Source organism: Niameybacter massiliensis (assembly GCF_001282685.1).
GTDB classification, from domain to species: Bacteria; Bacillota; Clostridia; order Lachnospirales; family Cellulosilyticaceae; genus Holtiella; species Holtiella tumoricola.
Genome location: NZ_LN875035.1, coordinates 1,413,152 through 1,436,782, shown reverse-complemented (window position 1 = coordinate 1,436,782; position 23,631 = coordinate 1,413,152). Strand labels below are relative to the sequence as shown.

Here is a 23,631-nt window from a genome sequence, read left to right as displayed (position 1 = left end):
ACTACACCTCCAAATAATCGATTTTAAAGAGTTCATTTCCACTTTTAACTTCCATAAGATGATATACAGAAAATTCATAAACTTGACCAAATTCAACATCACTTGGTGCAAATGGAAAAGCAAGATTTCCAGCAGTTGACTTGCGGCCTTCATAACCATAGTGCAAGAAAGTGGAACGGAGAGATGCACAAATAGTAGAAGCAATTTCTTGAGTATTAGCTAAAACTTCCATAAGAACACATACTTCATGACCACGGGAGTTGATAGGTTCAATATCTCCCATTACACCGTTAATACCATAGTTAATAAAATTAATAGCATAGGTAGAGGGATCAAATTCTTTATAATATTCCTGAACTTGATCTTTAACAAGGTCTTCAACAAGTTCTAGTTTTGCGATCAGAAGAGGATCACGGATTCCAGCAATAACAAAGGTTCTAAAAGCTACAGGCATAGCACCTTCTAATTTAATTCTATATATATCATCATAATTAATTTGACTTCCTCTTACACGTACACTACCATTCCCTATTTCCTCAAAAGTACAGTTCTTTAAATTCATGGTAATTCCAGGTCCTTTAAGGAGATAGGGATGATCTTTTTCATAAAAAGTATGGGCTGCAACGCTTACTTTGGTGCATTTACGTATAGGATTTAAAGGTACTACTTCAAAGTTATCTTCATTAATAATGCCAAGCATACAATCTTTAGTTGTACCAGGTTCACAACAAAGGGCAGCACATTCTAAAATCTTACCCAAATGATAAGCAAAAGCAGGATTGTAACCATTTAAGATAGCAGGAGCAGCAAATGGAGAAGGGTCATAGGCTCTGCCACATACAATAATATCAGCACCAGCTTTAAGTGCTTCTATAATAGGTTGTTCACCCATTTGTGCTACAATTCCATTTGTCTTATCAATAATTTCTGGAGTTAATTCTTTTACCATTTTACCTAAAGGTGTTACTTTCCCTTCAGCTAAACGTTCCTTCACAACATTAGAAGCAATATCACCCCAAATAATAGCTATTTTTACATTTTTAAGTCCTTGTTCTTTTAGAATGCTTTGAATAATATCAAGTGTCCAATTAACATGTTTTTTAGCGCCACTGCCACCAGCTGAACCGATAATAACAGGGATTTTATGATTAATACCTTCTGTAATCATTGGAAGTAAATCTTTTTTGCAAGAATTCTTGCTTACAATAGGTACGCCAGCACCTAGTTTATGTGGGCCAGCATCTGTTGAACCAGCATCAACTACAATAGCATCAGGCTGTTCGTTAATACCAGCCATAAATGAAGAGAGTGGGTAGCCATAACCTAAGATTCCACAAGGGGAAAGAATTTTAAATGCCATAGTCAAAACTCCTTTTACGTATTGGTGTGAAATGAGTAACCGGTTTAGTTATAAGTTGATTATACGGGAAAAAAATATAATAAACAATACTGAATATGATTTAATTTTAAGAAAATAAAACTAAAATATAGTTTTATAATTAGCTATATTGTATAAAATATAAGATTAAAATAATAAAATATTAATATATATTGAAAATTAAATTTTTGAATGATATGATGATGACATTAATCGCTAAGGATAAAATAGAGAAAGGGGAAAGAAGTAAATGGCATATACTATAGCAGATATTGCAAAGATAACAGGAGTTTCAAAAGCTACAGTATCTAGAGTTATTAATAATAAATCAGAAGGAGTAAGTGAAGAAACTAAAAAAAGGATACTTAAAACTATAAAAGAAGTAGGATATAGACCTAATGTGCATGCTAGAAGTGTGGCAGGTATTGGGAGTAAAATGATAGGCGTTATTATTCCGGATATAACAAATCCTTTCTTTCCACAACTTGTACGGGGAATTGATGATTATTTAAGTGAGTTAGGTTATACTATATTTCTATGTAATTCAGATAATGATCCATTAAAAGAAGAGAAATATTTATTATCATTCATTGATAAAAGAGTAGATGGGATTATACTTGCAACAGGAATAGGAGAAGGAAATGGTATTTCTAAAATAAAAGAGTTTAATATTCCTATAGTACTAGCTGATAGAGTTGTTGATAGAAAATTTTGTGATGCAAGTGTATGTGTTAATAATATAAGTGGTGCTATAAGTGCTATGGAATATTTTATAAAAAATAATAAGAAAAGTATCGCCTTTTTAGGAGGAGAAAGAGAAGCTATCTCTACTAAACAAAGGCTAGAAGGATATAAAATAGCATTAGAGGATAATAAAATAAAAGTAGATAATAAACTCATACGTACGGGGGAGTTTTCAGTGAAAGCCGGTTATAAAATGACCTATGAGCTCTTAAAAGAAAGTCCCCAAGTAGATGCAATTTTTGCAGCATGTGATATGGTAGCAATAGGTTCTATTAAGGCTATAAAGGCACTTGGGAAAAAAGTTCCAGAAGACATAGAAATTATAGGTTTTGATGGGATTGAGCTAAGTGAAATATTTGAACCAAGTGTATCAACAGTTATACAACCAATATATGAAATGGCGGTAGAAATATCAAAGATGCTAGTAGGTATTATTGAAAATTCTATAGGAGGTATTAGACATATAGTGGTAGAACCGACATTAGAATTAAGAAATACAACGAAAAGTACATTTTGAAAAACAAAATGTACTTTTATTTAGTATATATGTCTAAAAAAATAAAATAAGTTTATTGAAAAATTTAAATTGAAAATAAAAATTTATTATAATATAATATATTTAAAAGATACCGGTTTAGTTATTGAGAAATTAATAAATTTTAACACAATGAAAGGAGAGAGTATGGAAAATGTAAACAAAAAATTGTTCTTAGAAAATCAAATGAACAGTAATATGCCCAAAGAAAGAAAAATAAAAAGTAATATAGCTAAAATCAAAAGGGATAAAGTTTTATATTTTATGATTATCCCTACACTTATCTATTTTATTATTTTTAGAGTATGGCCTATTATTAACATGAGATTGGCATTCTTTACATTTAAAACAAAAGGTCCATGGGTATTTGAAGGTTTTAAGTATTTTAAAATGATTTTTGATACACCCGTGTTTTTTGAGATTTTACGCAATACATTGATTATAAGTTTTATGAAGTATGTATTGTTATTTCCGTTATTTGTAATTTTTGCGATCTTACTTAATGAAATAAGATCACGTGGATTTAGAAAATACGTACAAGTCATTTCTTATTTACCTCATTTTCTTTCTTGGGTAGTTATTGCAGGGATTTGGATTTCTGTATTATCACCAACTAGTGGCGCAGTTAATGAAATCTTAGGGTGGTTTGGTGTAACGCCTATTGATTTTATGACAAGTAAAGAACATATAAGATGGGTGCTTTTTTGGTCAGAAGGTTGGAGAAGTATAGGATGGGATTCAATTGTGTACTTTGCAGCCATTTTATCAATTAGCCCAAGTCTTTATGAAGCAGCAGCTATTGATGGTGCTTCAAGAGCTAATGTTATTCGTTATGTCATCTTACCAGCATTAGTAGTTCCTATGGTTACAATGTTTATTCTAAATTTAGGATTCTTTTTGAATGCAGGCTTTGATCAAGTGCTTAACTTTACTAATAATTCTGTCAATAGTGCGATTGATATTTTAGATACATATATTTATCGAATTGGTCTTTTAAATGGTCAGTATTCATTGGCAACGGCAGTGGGACTTATAAAAGGGTTGTTTGGAACAGCGCTTGTCCTTATAACACACTTTGTGTCTAAACGTTTTACAGGAAAAGGAGTATGGTAGGGAGGAAGAGAAAATGAAGAAACTCATAAAAAAATTTAGTGCTTGGCAACTTATATTAGTAATAGGAATGTTTCTTTTAACTCTTACAATGATTATTCCATTACTAAATATATTAGCAAGATCGTTATCAGATCCATCTGTTTCACCTTATATGAGTGGCCTTGATATATTGCCACAAAAATTTAATTTAATAAATTATAAGATTATCCTCAATCATCCAATCTTAATTCCTGCATTGTTAAACTCCATATTTATTACAATAGTAGGCACGTCAATAAATATTTTACTTACAACAATGGCAGCTTATGCATTAACGAGACCAGGGTTAGTTTTTAAAAAGGTCATTATGATTTTCCTCATTATTATGATGCTATTTGATCCAGGACTTGTACCTGAGTACCTTGTGATTAAAGAATTAGGATTAATGGGAAGTTTGTGGTCAGTTATTCTTGTTACAGCAGTCAATGTATATTACCTCATCATTATGATGCGCTTTTTTGAAGAGGTGCCAACTGCTTTGTATGAAGCTGCAACAATTGATGGAGCAGGACATCTTAAAACATTTTTCCATATAGCAGTACCCCTAGCTAAGCCAGGTATTGCAACAATTACTATGTTCTATGCAGTAGTAAGATGGAATGAATATTTTAAATCAGGTATCTATATGACAAAAGCCTCTAAGACGACCCTACAAGTACTTCTAAGACAATTTGTTGTTTTAAATGATACAGCATCACTAATTGGAGCAGAGAATTTACTTAATAATAATGAATGGGCCCAAGTTGATATGATTGCATTAAAGAATGCAACGATAGTTATAGCTATTTTACCTATATTGCTGATATATCCTTTAGTACTGAAGTTCTATACTAAGGATATTATGGCTGGAGGTGTAAAAGAATAGCTTTGGTCTATAACTATATTTAAATTTAAGGGGGAAGAACAATGAAAAAAGTAAAGAAGTTAATAGTAGGATTACTTACTGCTACAGTAGCTATGGCAGGTTTTACAGGTTGTTCAAGTAAGCAAGAAAGTGCAGAACCAGTAGCACCTGAACAAACTAAAGCTGAGGCCCCTGTAGAAGTAGGAGAAATAGGGACACAAAGTGAACCTATTAATGTTAAGATTCTGATTAAGGATGTGCCGCCAACAGAAGAAGGCGTTATAATGCTCAAAGAAAAAATAGAAAAAGGCATGGCAGAGCAAGAAAAATATGTAACACTAGAATTTTTAGAAGCACCAACTGGAACGTATAAAGAGGTAGTACCATTAGCACTTAGAACAGGGGAAATTTTACCAGACTTAGTGTACTTCCAAGGTGGAGATTTACCAATTGCTCAAGAGGGGTTATTAGAAGATTTAACATCTTATATTGAAGGATCTACATATGTTAAACAGTTAATGCAAGAGCACAATAAAGAATCAATGAAAAATTACCCATATCTTCTTTGGTTAGCACCACCACGTGTGGCTGTACCTGTAATGAGAAAAGATTGGGCAGAACAACTCACATCCGCTCAAGCAGTGATTGAAAATCCGACAGTAGATAACTACTATGCATTATTTAAAGAAATGGTTAACACAGGATTAACTAAGTATGCCACTACAACAGATGGAAGTTTAACTAAATTAGATAGTATTTTTAATCATGCATTTGGAGTAACAGGTACTTTTATGAAGGAAGATGGAAAATGGATTCCTAGCATGATTTCACAGCCAGAAAAAGATAAATTAGAGTTTTATGCAAAACTTTATCAAGAAGGGTTATTGGATAGCGAGTATATCACAACAACTTGGGATGTATTTGAACAACGTTTTTATGAAGGAACTGTAGGACTAGTTGCAGGTACACAAGGAGGCGTAATTCAAATCTATAATGATAAGATGGTGGCTAAAAATGGTGAACAGGCAGAACTTGTTGTACTTCCTCCAGCTAAAGGGGCAGGGCAAGCTTATTTATCAGTAGATACAACAAAAGAATCTCGTGGATTTGCTATTCCTGTAGATTCAGAAGCTAAAGATGCAGCATTTGCTATTTTAGAATATATGGCAAGTCCACAGGGACGTATGTTAGACAAAATGGGTGTTGAAGGAGTACATTACAATATCGAGGATGGGAAAATTGCTATTACAGATAAATTTTCTGAGTGGTGGGCAAGATTCTGGGATACACTTTATACATTTGATGCAGGCATGCCTTATGTAAAAGAACCATTCTCAGCACCAATGCTCCAGTCCCTTGAAAATGGTGAAAAATATTATTATGAAGATACTAATATTATTATGCCAGAAGAATTACAGGGAAAATGGGATGCCATTGTAATGCTTTACAACGAATATAGTACAGATATTGTAAGAGGGGTAAAACCAATTAGTGCTTTTGATGAATTTGTACAAAAAGTTAATCAAATGGGAGGTCAAGAATTATCAGAGTATTTGGCAACAGTTTTAGAATAAATCATATAAGAAGGATGTGATATACATGTTAACACGATTAGATTTGATTAATAATAAAGCACTTGCGTTTGATAAAGCATATGGATCGCTCTCAGGATTAGCAATAGGAGATTCTTTTGGAGATGCCTCTAGAAAACCAGAAAATAAATCAAACTATGGAGTGACAACAGATTTTAACAAAGGTGCATCATGGAGCACAGATGATACAGAGTTTGCACTTCTAACAGCTAAAACACTTATAGAATGTGGTGGACATTTAACAACAGATGAAGTAGTCAAAGCGTGGCTTAATAATGTTGCTACACAAGATGAGTTTAAAAGAGGTGGAGCAAGTGAAATAGAAGCAGCTAATAACTTAAGAAAAGGGTTAAGACCACCCTATTCAGGAATGTACAATAGTGCACATATGAGTGATGGAACAGCTATGAGAATTGGACCTGTAGGAATAATATGTGCAGGAGACCCTGAAAGAGCTGCACATATGGCTGCCATAGATGCTTCGGTTAGTCATTATCGTGAGGGTGTATGGGGAGCACAAGCGGTAGCAGCAGCTGTATCAGTTGCAATGGTAGATGCGACTATGGATGAAATTATAGATACTGCAATGTTACAAATTCCTAAAGATTCTTGGTTCTATTACGCTATGAATAATGCATTTGAAATTATTGAAAAGGCAGATGGTTCAATTATTGATGCATGGATGCCTTTACATGATGCATTATGGACTAGTTCATGGGCTACAACAGCAGAGGCTGTAACGCAAGCATTTGCTTGTTTAAAGCTAGCTCACCAAGACTTTAAGACGGGAGTAATTGTAGCTGGTAACTTTGGTCGCGATGCTGATACTATTGGAGCTGTAGCTGGTACTATATTAGGTGCAAAATATGGTGCAAGTAAGATGCCAGAAGCATGGATAGAAAAAACACGTTATCCAAGTGGTACTTGCCTTGAATTTACAAAAGGATTAGATATTAAAGAGCTTGCAACAGGGCTTGCTACGCTTATTAAATAAAATAAAAGGCTGCCTTAGGCAGCCTTTTACTGTTATAAGGAGCAGATATGAATAAGAAGCTTATTGACTTAAATAAGATTGTAGCGATTATAATAGGAACACTATTATTGGCAATTGCTGCTAATAGTATATTTTTACCCAACAGGCTATTAAGTGCAGGTTTAACAGGGATATCTATGTTATTACATTTTCTATTCCAATGGAGAATTAGCTTACTTGTACTTGTTCTGAATATCCCATTATTTATAATAGGATATTTTTATCTAGATAAACGGTTCTTATTTTATGCTTTATTAGGAATGAGTAGCTTATCTTTTTGGGTAGAAATAACAGGTGGTATAGTTATTCCTACAACAGATACGCTTTCAGTTATTTTAGTAGGTGGAGTAATCCATGGAATGGGAACAGGAATACTTTTTAGAGGAAATGTTTCTACAGGTGGAATGGACATTATAGCAAAAATCATAAATCAGCATTTTTCAATTAGTATGGCAACAGTTAACTTTGTATTAAATAGCATTATATTAAGTTTATCTATGTATTATTATGGTTTAGATATAACAATAGTAACAATAGCTACTATGTTTGTTAGTAGCCAAGTCGCTAATTTTATGGTAGATGGGCTTAATCATAAGAGAACGCTATTTATTATTAGTAGTAAAGAAAAATATAAAGAGGTGTCAGAAGGTCTTATCAATGAATTAGGGAGAGGAGTTACTGTAATGGCTGCCAAAGGTGCCTACACAGATGAAGAAAAATATTTTCTTTATTCTACTATTAGTATTAGTGAAGTAAGTAAGGCTAAGCAAATTGTTTTAAAACATGACAGTGGAGCTTTTATGACTATATCAGATACATGTCAAGTTATAGGAAATGGAAAGGGTTTTATACATCCAGAAATAACAAAAGTAACTTAAAAATTGATTTAAGTGCAATAATGAATACTAACTTGAATGAGGATTGCTTAGAATGCTATAATATTAAGTAATAAACAGTAATATCAAATAGTAGCGCACCACTTGGCAGGGCTACTATTTTTCATATGATAAAGTATGGCAAAAATCAGGAAACGATAAGAGAGATTGGACATGAATAAATTAGTAATAGGAATACTAGCCCATGTAGATGCCGGTAAGACTACATTATCTGAGGGGATGCTTTACCTAAGCGGTAAGCTGAGAAAACTTGGGCGAGTCGATAAAAAGGATGCTTTTTTAGATACGTATGAGTTGGAAAGACAAAGAGGAATCACTATTTTTTCTAAACAAGCTGTGATGGATTTAGAAGATATACAAATAACTTTATTAGATACCCCAGGACATGTGGATTTTTCTACAGAAATGGAACGTACGCTACAAGTATTAGATTATGCGATTTTGGTGATAAGTGGAGCAGATGGGGTACAGGGGCATACTGAAACACTGTGGAGATTATTATCTAAATATAAAATACCTGTCTTTTTATTTATTAATAAGATGGATCAAGATGGAACAGACAAGGATAAGCTTCTAGAAGAATTAAAGAAGCGTCTTGATGAGGGATGTACGGACTTCTCAGATGAGCAAGATGAGGACTTTTATGAAAGTGTGGCAGTGTGCGATGAAGGGCTACTAGAAGCTTACTTAGAAACTGGAAAAGTTGAAGATGAAGCTATAAGTGAGCTGATTGCAAAGCGTCAACTTTTCCCATGTTACTTTGGTTCTGCTTTAAAGCTTGAAGGAGTTAAAGAATTTATGGCAGGTATAAGTAAGCATGCAAAAGTGCCAGAATACCCTGAATCATTTGGAGCAAAGGTCTTTAAAATTGCAAGAGATGAGCAGGGGAATCGCTTGACTTATATGAAGATTATAGGTGGTAGTCTTAAAGTAAGGTCAGTACTTACGAAAGAAGAGGAAAAGGTTAATCAGATTCGTATTTATTCAGGTAATAAGTTTGACGCTATTAATGAGGCTTTGCCTGGGACAGTTTGTGCTGTAACAGGGCTTACAAAAACTTATCCAGGTGAAGGGTTAGGCAACGCCGAAGCGACTAATCAACCTTTGCTTGAACCTGTACTGACTTATCAAATTATATTACCTGATCAATATGATCCTGCAGCAGTACTACCAAAGCTATTACAGCTCTCAGAAGAGGATCCACAGCTTCATATCGTATGGGATGAAGCTTTACAGGAAATCCAAGCGCAGATTATGGGTGAAGTTCAAATAGAAATCTTAAAACATATGATATTAGAGCGATTTGGAATAGACGTAAGCTTTGGAGCAGGCAATATTGTTTACAAAGAAACAATTACTAATGCAGTAGAAGGGGTAGGGCATTTTGAGCCATTACGCCATTATGCAGAGGTTCATCTTTTGATGGAGCCACTACCACAAGGAAGTGGTGTACAATTTGCTACAGATTGTAGTGAAGATAATCTAGGTAAAAACTGGCAACGTCTTGTATTAACGCATCTACAAGAAAAAGAACATAAAGGTGTATTGACCGGTTCCGTCATAACAGATATGAAAATTACTTTAGTATCTGGTAGGGCACATAATAAACATACTGAAGGTGGAGACTTTAGAGAGGCAACTTACCGAGCGGTAAGACAAGGATTAAAGCAAGCACAGTCCATACTTCTTGAACCATTTTATGAGTTTCGTTTAGAAATACCAGAAAATATGGTTGGTAGGGCAATGATGGATGTTGAGAAGATGTGTGGAAAATCTAATCCACCAGATATAGAAAAGGGAATGGCTATACTAACAGGAACAGCTCCAGTAGTGACGATGAGAGATTATCAAAAAGAGGTTATAGCTTATACCAAAGGGCATGGAAGGCTATTTTGTAGCTTGAAAGGCTATGAACCATGTCATAATGCTGAAGAAGTCATATCAGCTTATGGATATGATTCAGAAGCTGATATTGATAATCCAACAGGTTCAGTATTTTGTGCCCATGGTAGTGGATTCCTAGTAAGCTGGGATAGGGTCTATGACTATATGCATATTGAATGCCGCAAGTTGGGAAATACTACCACTCAAGAAGTTACTATACAAAATGAAGCTTATTGGGAAGAAGAGAGCATTGGTACAGACGAAATAGACGCTATTTTAGAAAGAACCTTTTACTCTAATCAAAAAAAAGAATATGTACCTAGAAAACGTATGGGCAAGCGCAATGAATGGGCTACTCAAATGCCTATTATTAGAACGGCAAGTAAGCCTACAAGTAAAGAAGAATACTTACTAGTAGATGGTTATAATGTCATTTTTGGATGTGAAGAATTAAATGAGATAGCCAGAACACACATTGATGCAGCAAAAGATAGATTGTTAGACTTGCTTTGTAATTACCAAGGATATCATAAGTGTCATCTAATGGTTGTTTTTGATGCCTATCGTTTAGAAGGTCATCCAACAGAAATTTATGACTATCATAATATCCGTGTTGTATACACAAAAGAAGCAGAAACAGCAGACCAATTTATCGAAAAGTTTGCTCATGAGCATGCAAGTAAATATCGTATAACGGTAGCAACTTCTGATGGAACAGAACAAATTATTACAAGAGGTAAGGGATGTTATTTATTATCAGCAAAAGATCTGTATGAGCAGATGGCTCTTACTGCTAAGAAGTACTGGGAAGAGTATGAAGAGAAAAATAAAAGTGACAAAAATTATTTGATAGATAATATGCCAGAAAATATAGTAAAACAAATGGAAGAGATTAGAATGACTGAATAGAGTAAATCAGAGGAGCGCTTTCCTATAGAAGGGAGGTGCTTTTTCTATAGGCAGTAAAACTAATGCATAGAGATTTAATCAAAAAATAAATTTTAAAAGTGAACTTTTTAAGACTATTTTTCATCTTTATAGTTAGAACCGGTTCAAAAGATAGGAGAGGCAATACTGTATGAGAGAGGATAGGGAAGAATTTGAGCAACTTTTAGAACAGTATAAAGATGCCATTAGTAGGCTTGTTTATTACAAAATACCTATAAGAGAAGATGCAGAAGATATATTACAAGAGATATGGCTTATAGGTTATGAAAAATATGAGATGCTAAGAGACAAAAAGCTTTTTAAAGCATGGATGCTTAAAATTGCTAGCAATGCTTGTTCTAATTATTACCGTAAAGTATTTAAAAGTAATGAAGTGGCAATAGATGAACAAATATTAGAAAGTACTTCTGTGAAAGATGCTAGGAAATGGAGAATGAGAAGCGCTTTAGAAGAAGAGGTAATAGATACGTTACAGCAATTAAAAGAAGAACAAAGAGGAATTCTTCAACTTTTTTATTATTATCAGCTACCCATTGCAGAAATTGCCACAAGGCTAGGCTTACCAGAAGGGACAGTAAAAAGCAGATTAAATACAGCAAGAAAAAACTTTAAAGCTTGTTATCCCTATTATAAAGATAAAAAAGGAGATGAAAAGATGAAAGAAAGTATTTTTCCAGAGATTAGTCCAATAATTACAATTGAGAAAATAGATGAACCAGAGTTTGAAGTAAGATGTATGCAAGATATAGGCTATTTTATTAGACCTATACTAGGAAATAAAGTCAAGTTTGCAGATTATAACTTTAGTGTATACCCAGAGATGAAAAAAGGTGGTGAAGTGGAGGTTACAGTAGAGGGAAGGGCTAGTATTCATGGCATAGACTGTGTAGAAGTCAAAGTACAAATGGCCGTACATAGCTATAAATATTATTTGCGAGAAACCGAAGACTATATCCAAACATTAGCAGCATGGGAGGAGGATGCACAGGGAGTGAAAAAATTATCTACATTTTTAGATGATGACTTTTGGGCATTCTGGGGGATAGGAGAAGATAATTGTGGGGAAGCCATATTGAAGAAACATGGTGGGTACATCCAGATGCAAGAAGATGGAAGCCTCTATAAAGAGCATATAGAAGCACATAATTATGATATAGTGGGAAGATATAAAGTAACTATTGGTAACCAAACTTATGATACGATTAGGCAGATCTATTTTAATCAGCATGATGAATTAGTAGAAAATTATATTTCTAGAGAAGGGAAGAATATTTTATTTAGAAGGTTTAACAAGTACAACTGGAATGTAGGAAAAGACGGAGAATATACAAAACCATGGACCCAAATGCTACCAGATACAGATAGAGTGGTACTAAATGGAGAAATTTATGTGCACTGGTATAATTGCTTACCAGACTATGTGATCAATTAATAAAGGCTAAAGAAGGGGAAGTATGTTTAGTTTGAGTGAGATAAAAGATATTTGCGATAAATTTGATATTGAATGCAATCAAATAAGTGATGTAATAGATACATCTAGAAGCGAAGAGGATAGACGCTATAATTATAAGATTAATAATAGCTATTTCTTAAAGATTAATAATAGTAAAGCAATTAATGAAGTGTTTTTAGAAGATATTATGAATTTAACTTTAAGATATAAGGAAATAGGAGTCTATTGCCCAAGCTTAATAAAAGATGAAAGTGGAAAATTAGTTTACTTTTATGAAAAGGAAGATATACACTATGCTTGTTATGTAGAAGAGTGCGCTCCCTATAAAGTTTATTCATCAAAAGGTAATACTATAGACTATACATTTAAGAAAGCTGTCATAGGACATCTTGGAAAGTTAGCGAGACTATTTTCTAATATTAATTTATCACAAACTAAATCAATGTGGTCACTTATTGAATTAGGCCCATTTGATATAGATAGAGATGAAAAACAAGAAAATTTCGATACCCTTGTTAATGCGCTGAAAAAATGCCAAGAAGATATATTGGCAGAAAAATTAATAATAGCCAATCAGCAAATTAGAAAACAGATTGAGAAGTCTCTTGAGCAATTACCTAGATGCGTCTACCAAGGTGACTTAAATGAGAGAAACATTCTAGTTGATGATGAGGGAGTATTCAAAGGGATTATTGATTTTAATATGTTTGGTACAGAGGTTAATATTAATTGTTTTCTGAATGAAACGATGTACTATTTAGAAAAAGTAGATTTTGATACCTTAACAGTGCAAGAAATATTTAGTAAGATGGAGCAAGAACAAGAAAAAATGCTATCTGAAATACTGAAATGCTATCAATTAAATAGTTTAGAACATACTGCGTGGAGGTATTATAAAAAGATTATTTATATGTCCTTTTATCCTAACGTATGTTTATGGAATTCAATGCTCTTAAAACATCAACATGTAGATAAGGTTTTAAAATTAATTAATATTATTTTAGAGATGTAATAAAAGAAAGCTTAATAAAAGATATTGACAGAATAATTCAAGAAGAATAAGATATACTATAAATAACATAAATCTAAAACCAATGAGTAAGAAGAGTAGTTATAGCAGAGAAATTCCAGAGAGTTGCAGGTGGTGGGATGCAATATTTCAAGTTATAGTGAATGGGCTTACGAGGGGAACCTGAAAAGTTAATTAAACTACAGTAGGCGTTCACGGAAACTCTAACCGTTATGATGAGAGCATATGATAGTATGTGATAAGACCTTTTTAGGTGGCTAACAGACATTTAGACTTCTGTTCCTAATTTTAGGAATGGGAGTTTTTTTATTGTCATAAATTTGATAAAAGGAGATGGTGGATATGTCGGATGATTGGTGGTGGCTAGAGAATACATTATAACAAAGGAGCGAATAACAATGGAAAATAAAAAAAGAATTTTAACAGGTGATAGAACAACGGGTAGGTTACATTTGGGACATTATGTAGGAAGTTTGCAAAACAGAGTGAAACTACAAAATGACTATGAAACTTTTATACTTTTAGCAGATATACAAGCATTAACAACTCATTTCAAGAATCCTAGTATGCTTAAGGATAGCATTTATCAGGTTGCAATAGATAATTTATCTGTAGGGTTAGACCCTAACAAAGTAACATTTGTACAACAATCTCAAATTGCGGCAATAGCAGAGTTAACTGTATTTTATTCAATGTTTGTACCAGTAAATGTACTCAGACATAACCCAACAGTTAAGACAGAAGCAGCGCAGTATGGATATGATGATTTGACCTATGGATTCTTAGGATACCCAGTAAGTCAAGCAGCGGATATTACATTTTGTCATGCTGATTTAGTACCTGTAGGGGAAGATCAATTGCCACATATGGAGTTGACAAGAAAGATAGTGAGGCGCTTTAATGATTTATATGGACATGGTGAATCAATATTAAGAGAGCCAGATGCCTTACTTAGTGAAACACCAAGACTTATTGGATTAGATGGTGGAAGTAAAATGGGTAAAAGTTTAGGTAATGCTATTTATCTTTCTGATTCACAAGAGGTGATTAAGCAGAAGATTAATGGAGCTGTTACAGATCCAAACCGTATTCGTATAACCGATTTAGGAAATCCGGATATTTGTAGTGTAAGCCAGTATCATAAAGCTTTTAATCCAGGAGAATATAATAATATATGTGATATGTGTCGTAGTGGAAAAATAGGATGTGTAGCTTGTAAGAAGCAGCTAGGTAAGGCACTTAATGATATTCTTGAACCCGTTCAAACAAAGCGTGCTTACTATGAAGAACACCTAGATGAAGTGAAAGAAATTGTTCAAACAGGAAGTGATAAGGCTAATCAAATAGGTAATGAAACTGTAAGACATATAAAAGAAGCCATGAACATTCATTTATAATAAAGCTATATGTCATTAATACTTTATTTTAATTGTGAATTGGAATAAAAGAAAATAGAGGTACTTCAACGATGATAGAAAATGAGGCGTTTATAGAGGTCACCATAAAAACATTAAAAAGGCTAGAGTGGGGAGAAAAAATTATAGCAAGTTCTTTTAAAAAAGATAGACATATTATGGTTACGAAGAAAGAAGAAGGCTATGATATAGTACAAGATGGATTTGAGAAGAGAAGCTATGAGAATGTTGATGAACAAAACCTTATTAATCTTCTACGCGTACTACAACGTAAAGAATTTCCACGTAGTTTTAAACTATGGTTTAGTGTTGAAAAGAAGAAGCATGAGCAGTTGTCATTGATAGATTATTATTAATTATTAAAAATAATCGTTGACATTATGTAAAATATATAATACAATTTAAAACAATATTATTTATAGGAGAATAAACATGAACTTAACTATTACTTTCAACCAAGTAAAATTTAATAACTTTTATTATGGCTATTATAGATAGGTTTGTATTTATGATATAGAGATCATCATAGATACAAACGTCAACAAAACGTTGTATCTATGATGGCTTACTTTGCGTGAGATAAGAGCAGGCCACATAGAAAAACTATGTGGCCTTTTGATATTACAAGACAAAAGCAGGCTACATAGAATTTACTATGAGGCCTGCTTTTTTATATTTTTAAAAGTAACTTCTATAGGTGATAAAAATATTGGGAGGATCGAGATGAAAGAAAGAGAAAGCTTTTCAAACAAATTTGGATTTATTATTTCTTGTGTAGGAGCAGCACTAGGGCTAGGGAATATATGGATGTTCTCTTATAGGTTAGGGGCATATGGAGGACCAGTATTTCTAATTCCATACTTTATTTTCGTTTTTGTACTAGGATCAACAGGGCTTATTATCGAGTTTGCGTTTGGGCGTCATTTCAAAGGCGGGTCTTATACAGGGATAAGAGAAGTCTTTAAAAGACGCAACTTTAAAGGTGGTAAAGTGGTTGGATTAATTCCACCAATTGGTCTTATGGGTGTATTAATGTTTTACAGTGTTGTTATTGGATGGATTTTAAAATACTTCTCAATGAGTGTAACAGGGGAGCTTATGCAGATTAATCCAGCTACATATTTTGATAGTTTTTCAGGAACTATGAGCAGTGTACCATACTTCTTTATTGCAATGCTTTTAACAGTTGTTATCGTATCTTTAGGGATTACAAAAGGAATCGAAAAATTAAATAAGTGGATTATGCCATTACTTTTTGTACTTTTCATTGTATTAACCATTAGAGGTATTACATTACCTGGTGCTATGGAAGGGGTTAAATACTTAATGACTCCTGATTGGTCATACTTATTGAAGGTTGAGACATGGGTTATGGCACTTGGGCAAGCATTCTTCACGGTTTCACTGAATGGTTGTGGAATGGTTGTATATGGTAGTTACATTAGTGAGAAATTTGATATTCCAAGTGCAGCATTTAGCACAGCTTTATTTGATACATTAGCAGCACTTTTAGCTTCATTTATGATTATGCCAGCTGTATTTGCATTTGGACTTGATCCAGCAGCAGGACCATCTTTACTTTTTATTACATTACCTCAAGTATTCCAAGCGATGCCATACGGTAATGTACTTAGTGGATTATTCTTCTTAAGTATTATTTTTGCAGCCATTTCATCATCTGTTAATATGTTAGAAGGTAGTATGGAAGCTTTCATGGCATGGACAAAAAAATCTCGTGTAGTAGCATGTGCAGTCATTGGAGGTATAAGTTTTATACTAGCATTACCACTAGCAACAAATGGGGCATACTTTGGGAAATTTGCAGACCTTATAACAATTGTAGTATCACCAGTAGCAGCGCTTATTGTAGCAGGGGTGTTCTTCTACTTAGTGGATGGCAAAGAAATTTTAGGAGCAATTAATGAAGGGGCGAAACGTCCTCTCCCAGCTAAATTTATTCCTTTTGGAAAGTATGTTTTTGTAGGTGTAACGCTCGTTGTTATCGTATTAGGCATTGCATATGGAGGCATAGGCTGAGATAATAGAACTAAGTTATATTTAATATAAACTTAGGGAGGGTGTGAGATATGCTCAGACGAATTAATCAAGAGATTTTAATGCTACAAGAAGAATATATTCATCCAGATCGAATTGCTAAGAAGATGAATGAGGCTAAGAAATTGCTAGAAGATACACGTTATGAGTTACGTAGCTTAGAAAAAAGCTTAGTAAAAGAAAACTTAGATGTTGAAAAGATAGAAAAAGGGAGTCTTACTTCAATTTTTTATAAATGTTTAGGGCAACATCAGAAAAAAGTTGAGAAAGAAAAAGCAGAAGCATTAGCTGCTAAGCTAAAATATGATGCGTGTAAAATAAGAGAAGAAAACTTAGTCAAAGACATGAGTAAGCTCAGTAAAGAACACTATAAAATGTCAAAGATTCAAGAAGAAATAGATAAGTTGAAAGAGCAAAAACGTAATTTGGTGGAAAACTCAAATAGTGTAGAAAGTCAATTGATTCAAAAACTTAGACAAGAAATAGTAAGTCTAAAAAATGAGATTAAAGAAATTAATGAGGCGATTTCACCAGGTAGGTCAGCTACATATGCTTTGAATGATGCTTTAGATTTATTAAATTCAGCAGGGAGTTGGGGAACCTTTGATCTTCTAGGTGGAGACTTAATGGCAGATATGATGAAGCATAGTAAGATTGATCAAGCAAAAGGGCGTATATTAGAAGCTCAAACTTATCTTCAAAGACTACGTGTGGAGCTGCAAGATGTGAATATGCAAATTTATTCAAGTATAGAAGTATCTCAAGGTGCAGTACTTGCCGACTTCTTCTTTGATGGACTTATTGCTGACTGGTATATGCAATCTAAGATTAAACAATCAAAAGAAAATGTAGCAAAGATTTTTGGTGAGGTCACGCAAGTTGTCAATGCCCTCTCTAAGCAACTTAATGAAAAAGAAAAAAGCTTGCAAGAAAAAGAAAGAAAGATAGAAAGACTTATTGAACAAGCATAAGTGATATAAAATAGATGAAAAGATTTTTGAGTTAGCAACAGGGCTAAGGATTTAATATTAAATCCTTAGCCCTGTTTATTTAAATAATTCCATTTACAGAGATAAAGCCCAATACAATACCTATAATGGCAAAGAGGGCAGGACGTCTGCCGTGGTGAAGTAAGATTGCTTGTGGAAGTACCTCACAAAAAGTAACGTAGAGCATAGCACCAGCTGCGAGAGCTAGAGAAACTGCAATAGGTAGGTCACCTACACCACCCAGAAGGGCTCCAATTAATCCACCAATTAAAGTAGGTGCACCAGAAAGAGAAGTAAGCCCAATTGCTTTCCACTTATTCATTCCACCTTCGATAAGAGGAACCCCAATACTCATACCTTCAGGAATATTATGTAGAGCAATTAAGAAAGCCAGGGTAAGTCCCATGGTTGCATCATGAGAAGTAGCTGAGCCGATAGCCATGCCTTCAGGTAAATTATGTAGGGCAATAGCTGCAAACATAATAAAGCCAGAGCGTAGCATAGATTTTTCTTGGGATGTAGAAATTAAACCTTGCTGATGACGTAAGTCTTCAAGCTCAACGTGAGTTTCTTCTGTATGAGTAATATGGTCAATGACTGTATTGAGTGCTTGAACAACCAAGATACCTAGGAAGATAGAAACAGCAGTTATAAGAACAGAACTGAGTGAAAGTGCCTCAGGAATCAGATCAAAACAAACGATACTAAGCATAACACCCCCAGCAAAAGAGAGTAAAGAACTTAATGCTTTTTTTGAACTATTGCCAAAGAACATACCGATGATACCGCCGAGACCTGTTCCAATAATACCAGCGGCGCTGGCAACGAGAAGAGTTTTTAACATATGAAGCCTCCTTTGTTGATACGAACAATAAAACTAAGATTAATTTTATACTAGTTTTTAACTTTTTTAAATAAATCATACTAATTATTTTTCAATTACTGATTAAAAGTTTGAGAGAGAATAGGAGAATGAAAAACAGATACCTGAAATGAAAAATGACTCATTATTTTGCATAGGCCTTTTCTTTAAAATAAAGATAATAGAACAATAAAGTAAAAGGAGACTTGACTATGTTTGATAATAATAACCGATTTATGATAAATGATTATACAAATAAACCTACGTTTGCTAGCTTCTTGCCAGGAATTAGTGGCTTAATGGGAACACCAATTTGGTGTTTCTATGTGAACCGTGGACAAGGGATTACTAGCTTTGGTGTAAAAGATAAAAATCATAGTATTATGGAGTTCCATGCAGCGCAACAAGCTTATCAAAATGTAAGTACAGTTGGATTTAGAACATTTTTAAAGATAGACAATAACTACTATGAGCCATTTTACAATGAAGGGCCAGAAGCAGCAGATGCTCGTAGAAGTATGTTTATTGGTGCCAATGAAGTAGAAGTTGAAGAGGTAAATAAGGAAAAAGGTATTCAAACGAATGTACTTTATTTCACATTACCAAACGAAGAAGTGGGTGGATTAGTACGTAAGGTGACATTAAAAAATATTAGTAATCAACCTTATACTTTAGATATTTTAGATGGTATGCCACAAGTCATTCCTTATGGTGTAGACTTAGGGGCTATGAAGATGATGGGGCAAACAGTTAAGGCATGGATGCAAGTACAAGATGTAGAAGCACATGTACCTTTTTATTCAGTACGTGCAAGTATGGAGGATTCAGCTGTAGTTAAAGAAGTTAAAGGGGGACATTTCTACCTTACAATGACTGAGCAAGGTGCATTATTACCAGCTATTGTAGATACAGAAGTTGTATTCTTAGAAAATACTGCATTAACTAAACCTGTTGGCTTTATGAATCAAGATAGAGAGACACTTTTAGCAACTAAACAAATGTGTCAAAACAATTTACCATGTGGCTTCTTTAGTAGCCAAGCGACATTACAACCAGGTGAAGCTTATAGTTTCTATAGCTTAATTGGTCAAGTAGAGCAAAAAGAACAATTAGAGGCTTTAAGAGCAAAAATAGTAGATGGCAATTATTTTGAGAATAAACATGAAGAAGCCAAACACCTGACAGAAGAAATCTGTGAAGTGATAGAAACAAAAACAGCTTCACCAGTCTTTGATGCATATTGTAAACAAACTTATTTAGATAACGTATTACGTGGAGGTATGCCACTTCTATTAGGAGATAAAAATATTTATCATGTCTATTCACGTAAACATGGCGATACAGAAAGAGATTATAACTTCTTTAGTATGAGTCCAGAATTTTATTCCCAGGGAAATGCTAACTTTAGAGATGTGAATCAAAATAGACGATGTGATGTTTACTTTGCAGATTTTGTAAAAGACTATAATGTAAAAACTTTCTACAACCTCATTCAATTAGATGGATACAATCCATTAGGAGTACAAGGGGTGAACTATACTCTTACAGAAGAACAAGTAGAGAGTATTTTAAAAGAAATTAATGGAACAGAAGCAATAAGAGCACTTTTAACACAACCTTTTACTCCAGGAAGTGTATTAAAAGCGATTATGACAGAAAATATTGCATTAAACGTTTCAAATGAAGCCTTTATTGAATGCATTATGAAAGATGCTACATCACATGTTCAAGCTGTATTTGGCGAAGGGTACTGGACAGATCACTGGACTTATAACTTAGATTTAGTAGAAAGCTTCCTTGGTATTTATCCAGAGAAAGAAAAAGAACTTCTTTTTGATGATAGATCTTATACTTATTTTGAAAGCGGCGCTACAGTTAGACCAAGAAAAGAACGTTATGTATTAACTGAAAATGGTGTAAGACAATACAATGCCATTGACCATAACATCAAAGAGCATGTAAGTCATAAAGAAGCTAGAGAAAATAACGGTGAGGGTAAAGTGTATACCTCTAACTTATTTGAGAAGATGATGATCTTAGCAACTAATAAATTTGCAGCCTTAGATCCATATGGTATGGGTATTGAGATGGAAGGTGGCAAACCAGGTTGGTATGATGCACTAAATGGTGTACCAGGCATCTTTGGTTCTTCTATGGCAGAGGCTTATGAACTGTATCGCATGGTAGAGTTTATGCTAGGAAGTCTTAAATTAGGAACAGATGTGATTACATTACCTATAGAAGTGATGTCCTTTATTAGATCTATTCAAGAATCACTTGTTCGCTTCGAGGCAGGTAAATTATCAGATCTTGCTTATTGGGATCAGGTTAACGTAGCAAAAGAAGTGTATAGAGAAAAAATCCTATGGGGAATTCAAGGTGACAAAGAGCAACTTACACTTCATGAGGTAGAAGTGATCTTAACATCATGGTTAGAAAAGTTACGCCAAGGTGTTGAAAGAGCTGTGGCTTATGGAGAAGGCTTATGCCCAACATACTTTACTTATGAAATGAGTGAGTATACAACAACTAAAGAGGGTATTGTACCAAGTAAGTTTGACGTGGTGAAGATGCCTTACTTCTTAGAAGGACCAGTAAGATACCTAAAAATGGGTGAAGGTAGAAAAGAAGCAGCATCACTTCATGAGAAAGTTAAAGCAAGCGATTTATACGACCATAAGTTACAAATGTACAAAGTAAATGGTCCATTAAAAGATACGTCATTCGAAGTAGGGCGTGCAAAAGCCTTTACACCAGGTTGGTTAGAAAATGAATCTATTTGGTTACACATGGAATACAAATATTTACTTGAGCTATTAAGATCAGGTTTATATGAAGCATACTTTGAGTCACTTCAAAATGTATTAGTACCATTCTTAAATCCAGAGATATATGGAAGAAGTATTTTAGAAAATTCATCTTTCATTGCAAGTAGTGCTAATCCAAATGAGAAAATCCATGGTAGAGGATTTGTTGCTCGTTTAAGTGGTTCAACAGCTGAATTCTTACACATGTGGCAAGTGATGATGATTGGAGAAAATCCATTTACAGTAGAAGATGGTGCACTTACATTAAGTTTTGCACCAGCATTACCAGCTTATCTTGTTTCAGTAGATGAACCGGTAAAATGTAAGTTCTTAGGTGATATAGAAGTAAACTATCATTTTAAAGAAGTAAAAGATATGATGCCAGGGTATACAACGATAGAGAAAATAGAACTTATATACAAAGATGGTAGATGTCATACTGTAGAAGCTAATAAACTAAGTGGTGCATTAGCAGAAGATGTAAGAAATCATCACGTAACAAGTATCCATATTTATGCCTAAGGATACACAGTAAATAATATAAATTAAATGAAATAGAAATTAAAAGCAAGAGATGGAGGCAAAATGATGAGTTTTAATAAAGATTTTGTATGGGGAGTAGCAACTTCTTCTTATCAAATAGAAGGTGCAGCTTATGAAGATGGTAAAGGTTTATCAATCTGGGATGTGTATTGTACACAACCAGGTAGAGTTTATGAAGGACATAATGGAGATGTAGCTTGTGACCATTATCATCGTTATAAAGAAGATGTCAAAATGATGAAAGAAATGGGGATTAAAGCTTATAGATTCTCTATTTCTTGGCCAAGAGTGTTACCAAATGGCATAGGTGAAGTAAATGAGTTAGGCTTAGCATTCTATGATAACTTAGTAGATGAACTGATTGAAGCGGGCATTGAACCATATGTAACTTTATTCCATTGGGACTTACCTTATGAGCTTCATAAAAAAGGTGGATGGATGAATCCAGATAGTCCGATGTGGTTTGCAGAGTATACAAAGGTCATTGTAGAGAGGCTTTCAGATAGAGTGAAGTACTTTATGACATTTAATGAACCACAGTGCTTTGTAGGACTTGGCTATTCACAAGGATTACATGCACCAGGACTTAAACAATCTATTCGTGATACATTGGAAATGGCCCATCATATCTTGCTTGCTCATGGGCATAGTGTAAAGACTATTCGTAAGTATGCAAAAGGTGAAGTAAAGGTAGGCTTTGCACCAACAGCATCTATGAATTATCCAGCTTCTGATAGCAAAGAAGACATTGAAGCTGCAAAACGTTCACTCTTTGAAATGCCACGTGAGATTCGTGAAGAATGGGCATGGAATATCACATGGTGGAATGACCCAATATTCTTTGGGCATTATCCTGAAGATGGCTTAGAACTTTTTAAAGACTACCTACCAGAAATTAAAGAGGGCGATATGGAAATCATTTCTCAGCCCCTTGATTTCCTAGGACAAAATGTATATAACGGAAGAGAAATTAAAGCAGGAGAGAATGGAGAAATTATCTATTTAACCAGAGAAGCTGGTTCACCTAAGACAGCTCTTAACTGGCCAATTACACCGAAGTCACTTTACTGGGGGCCTAAATTCTTATATGAACGTTATAAAAAACCTATCTATATCACAGAGAATGGCTTATCTTGTCATGATGTTGTATCTTTAGATGGGAAAGTACATGATCCAAACCGTATAGATTTCTTACAACGTTATTTAAGAGAATTTAAGCGTGCAGGAGAAGATGGTGTAGAAGTTGCAGGTTATTTCCAATGGTCTTTAATGGATAACTTTGAATGGCACAGTGGTTATGGAGAACGCTTTGGTATCGTGTATGTAGACTATGCAACAGGTGAAAGAATCATTAAGGATTCAGGTTACTGGTATAAATCAGTTATTGAAGCAAACGGAGAAAACTTATAAAGTTTGACTCATAGTAAAGAAAATAAACCACCTAGATACCCTAGTGGAAGAGGGATCTAGG

General features: G+C 34.0%; 17 protein-coding genes. 15 read left to right on the top strand and 2 right to left on the bottom strand.

Features of this window, described 5'->3' with window-relative positions:
• Position 1 precedes the first annotated feature (1 nt).
• Positions 2-1,360, bottom strand: a complete 1,359-nt coding sequence (locus tag BN2390_RS12140; protein ID WP_053984614.1) for an acyclic terpene utilization AtuA family protein — start codon at positions 1,358-1,360, stop codon at positions 2-4.
• 268 nt (positions 1,361-1,628) lie between these two features.
• Here BN2390_RS12140 and BN2390_RS12135 point away from each other — a divergent pair, with 268 nt between their 5' ends.
• The 13 genes from BN2390_RS12135 to BN2390_RS12075 all read left to right on the top strand — a co-directional run bounded on the left by BN2390_RS12135 (position 1,629) and on the right by BN2390_RS12075 (position 17,930).
• The gene (locus BN2390_RS12135) at positions 1,629-2,639 is read left to right on the top strand and encodes a LacI family DNA-binding transcriptional regulator (RefSeq protein ID WP_053984613.1); all 1,011 of its coding nucleotides are present in this window, start codon (positions 1,629-1,631) and stop codon (positions 2,637-2,639) included.
• A gap of 165 nt (positions 2,640-2,804) precedes the next feature.
• Entirely contained in the window at positions 2,805-3,770 is a 966-nt protein-coding gene (locus tag BN2390_RS12130) for an ABC transporter permease (protein WP_242847671.1), read from the top strand.
• Positions 3,771-3,783: 13 nt separating this feature from the next.
• Complete coding sequence (locus BN2390_RS12125) at positions 3,784-4,674, top strand: carbohydrate ABC transporter permease (protein ID WP_053984612.1); 891 nt, start codon at positions 3,784-3,786, stop codon at positions 4,672-4,674.
• Positions 4,675-4,715: 41 nt separating this feature from the next.
• Positions 4,716-6,227 carry an extracellular solute-binding protein gene (locus tag BN2390_RS12120; protein WP_053984611.1) on the top strand — a complete coding sequence of 504 codons (1,512 nt, stop codon included), beginning with the start codon at positions 4,716-4,718 and terminating at the stop codon, positions 6,225-6,227.
• A 25-nt stretch (positions 6,228-6,252) separates the two neighbouring features.
• Positions 6,253-7,239 carry an ADP-ribosylglycohydrolase family protein gene (locus BN2390_RS12115; protein ID WP_053984610.1) on the top strand — a complete coding sequence of 329 codons (987 nt, stop codon included), beginning with the start codon at positions 6,253-6,255 and terminating at the stop codon, positions 7,237-7,239.
• A 47-nt stretch (positions 7,240-7,286) separates the two neighbouring features.
• Positions 7,287-8,156 (top strand): YitT family protein, encoded by an 870-nt coding sequence (locus BN2390_RS12110; RefSeq protein ID WP_053984609.1) that lies wholly within the window; start codon positions 7,287-7,289, stop codon positions 8,154-8,156.
• 171 nt (positions 8,157-8,327) lie between these two features.
• Positions 8,328-10,967, top strand: a complete 2,640-nt coding sequence (locus BN2390_RS12105) for a translation factor GTPase family protein (RefSeq protein ID WP_053984608.1) — start codon at positions 8,328-8,330, stop codon at positions 10,965-10,967.
• Between the two features lie 169 nt (positions 10,968-11,136).
• Positions 11,137-12,438 carry an RNA polymerase sigma factor gene (locus tag BN2390_RS12100; RefSeq protein WP_053984607.1) on the top strand — a complete coding sequence of 434 codons (1,302 nt, stop codon included), beginning with the start codon at positions 11,137-11,139 and terminating at the stop codon, positions 12,436-12,438.
• Between the two features lie 22 nt (positions 12,439-12,460).
• Positions 12,461-13,471: a phosphotransferase gene (locus BN2390_RS12095; protein ID WP_053984606.1), complete on the top strand. Its 1,011-nt coding sequence runs from the start codon at positions 12,461-12,463 to the stop codon at positions 13,469-13,471.
• Between the two features lie 416 nt (positions 13,472-13,887).
• Complete coding sequence (gene trpS, locus BN2390_RS12090) at positions 13,888-14,886, top strand: tryptophan--tRNA ligase (RefSeq protein ID WP_053984605.1); 999 nt, start codon at positions 13,888-13,890, stop codon at positions 14,884-14,886.
• 71 nt (positions 14,887-14,957) lie between these two features.
• The gene (locus BN2390_RS12085) at positions 14,958-15,260 is read left to right on the top strand and encodes a hypothetical protein (RefSeq protein ID WP_053984604.1); all 303 of its coding nucleotides are present in this window, start codon (positions 14,958-14,960) and stop codon (positions 15,258-15,260) included.
• Positions 15,261-15,627: 367 nt separating this feature from the next.
• A complete protein-coding gene (locus BN2390_RS12080; RefSeq protein ID WP_053984603.1) occupies positions 15,628-16,941 on the top strand; it encodes a sodium-dependent transporter in 1,314 nt (437 codons plus the stop codon).
• A 50-nt stretch (positions 16,942-16,991) separates the two neighbouring features.
• The gene (locus tag BN2390_RS12075) at positions 16,992-17,930 is read left to right on the top strand and encodes a coiled-coil domain-containing protein (RefSeq protein ID WP_053984602.1); all 939 of its coding nucleotides are present in this window, start codon (positions 16,992-16,994) and stop codon (positions 17,928-17,930) included.
• A 79-nt stretch (positions 17,931-18,009) separates the two neighbouring features.
• On the opposite strand, the gene BN2390_RS12070 is transcribed toward BN2390_RS12075, so the two are convergent.
• Positions 18,010-18,792, bottom strand: a complete 783-nt coding sequence (locus tag BN2390_RS12070; protein ID WP_053984601.1) for a ZIP family metal transporter — start codon at positions 18,790-18,792, stop codon at positions 18,010-18,012.
• 230 nt (positions 18,793-19,022) lie between these two features.
• Here BN2390_RS12070 and BN2390_RS12065 point away from each other — a divergent pair, with 230 nt between their 5' ends.
• Together BN2390_RS12065 and BN2390_RS12060 are read left to right on the top strand one after the other, a co-directional pair.
• Positions 19,023-22,139, top strand: a complete 3,117-nt coding sequence (locus tag BN2390_RS12065; RefSeq protein WP_053984600.1) for a hypothetical protein — start codon at positions 19,023-19,025, stop codon at positions 22,137-22,139.
• Between the two features lie 66 nt (positions 22,140-22,205).
• Positions 22,206-23,570, top strand: coding sequence for a GH1 family beta-glucosidase (locus tag BN2390_RS12060; protein WP_053984599.1), 1,365 nt, complete (start codon positions 22,206-22,208; stop codon positions 23,568-23,570).
• Positions 23,571-23,631 lie beyond the last annotated feature (61 nt).

What these genes read in the sequence shown, in the direction of transcription:
- BN2390_RS12140 (WP_053984614.1), bottom strand. Translation starts at nt 1,360, where the DNA reads ATGGCATTTAAAATTCTTTCCCCTTGTGGAATCTTAGGTTATGGCTAC.
- BN2390_RS12135 (WP_053984613.1), top strand. Translation starts at nt 1,629, where the DNA reads ATGGCATATACTATAGCAGATATTGCAAAGATAACAGGAGTTTCAAAA.
- BN2390_RS12130 (WP_242847671.1), top strand. Translation starts at nt 2,805, where the DNA reads ATGGAAAATGTAAACAAAAAATTGTTCTTAGAAAATCAAATGAACAGT.
- BN2390_RS12125 (WP_053984612.1), top strand. Translation starts at nt 3,784, where the DNA reads ATGAAGAAACTCATAAAAAAATTTAGTGCTTGGCAACTTATATTAGTA.
- BN2390_RS12120 (WP_053984611.1), top strand. Translation starts at nt 4,716, where the DNA reads ATGAAAAAAGTAAAGAAGTTAATAGTAGGATTACTTACTGCTACAGTA.
- BN2390_RS12115 (WP_053984610.1), top strand. Translation starts at nt 6,253, where the DNA reads ATGTTAACACGATTAGATTTGATTAATAATAAAGCACTTGCGTTTGAT.
- BN2390_RS12110 (WP_053984609.1), top strand. Translation starts at nt 7,287, where the DNA reads ATGAATAAGAAGCTTATTGACTTAAATAAGATTGTAGCGATTATAATA.
- BN2390_RS12105 (WP_053984608.1), top strand. Translation starts at nt 8,328, where the DNA reads ATGAATAAATTAGTAATAGGAATACTAGCCCATGTAGATGCCGGTAAG.
- BN2390_RS12100 (WP_053984607.1), top strand. Translation starts at nt 11,137, where the DNA reads ATGAGAGAGGATAGGGAAGAATTTGAGCAACTTTTAGAACAGTATAAA.
- BN2390_RS12095 (WP_053984606.1), top strand. Translation starts at nt 12,461, where the DNA reads ATGTTTAGTTTGAGTGAGATAAAAGATATTTGCGATAAATTTGATATT.
- trpS (WP_053984605.1), top strand. Translation starts at nt 13,888, where the DNA reads ATGGAAAATAAAAAAAGAATTTTAACAGGTGATAGAACAACGGGTAGG.
- BN2390_RS12085 (WP_053984604.1), top strand. Translation starts at nt 14,958, where the DNA reads ATGATAGAAAATGAGGCGTTTATAGAGGTCACCATAAAAACATTAAAA.
- BN2390_RS12080 (WP_053984603.1), top strand. Translation starts at nt 15,628, where the DNA reads ATGAAAGAAAGAGAAAGCTTTTCAAACAAATTTGGATTTATTATTTCT.
- BN2390_RS12075 (WP_053984602.1), top strand. Translation starts at nt 16,992, where the DNA reads ATGCTCAGACGAATTAATCAAGAGATTTTAATGCTACAAGAAGAATAT.
- BN2390_RS12070 (WP_053984601.1), bottom strand. Translation starts at nt 18,792, where the DNA reads ATGTTAAAAACTCTTCTCGTTGCCAGCGCCGCTGGTATTATTGGAACA.
- BN2390_RS12065 (WP_053984600.1), top strand. Translation starts at nt 19,023, where the DNA reads ATGTTTGATAATAATAACCGATTTATGATAAATGATTATACAAATAAA.
- BN2390_RS12060 (WP_053984599.1), top strand. Translation starts at nt 22,206, where the DNA reads ATGAGTTTTAATAAAGATTTTGTATGGGGAGTAGCAACTTCTTCTTAT.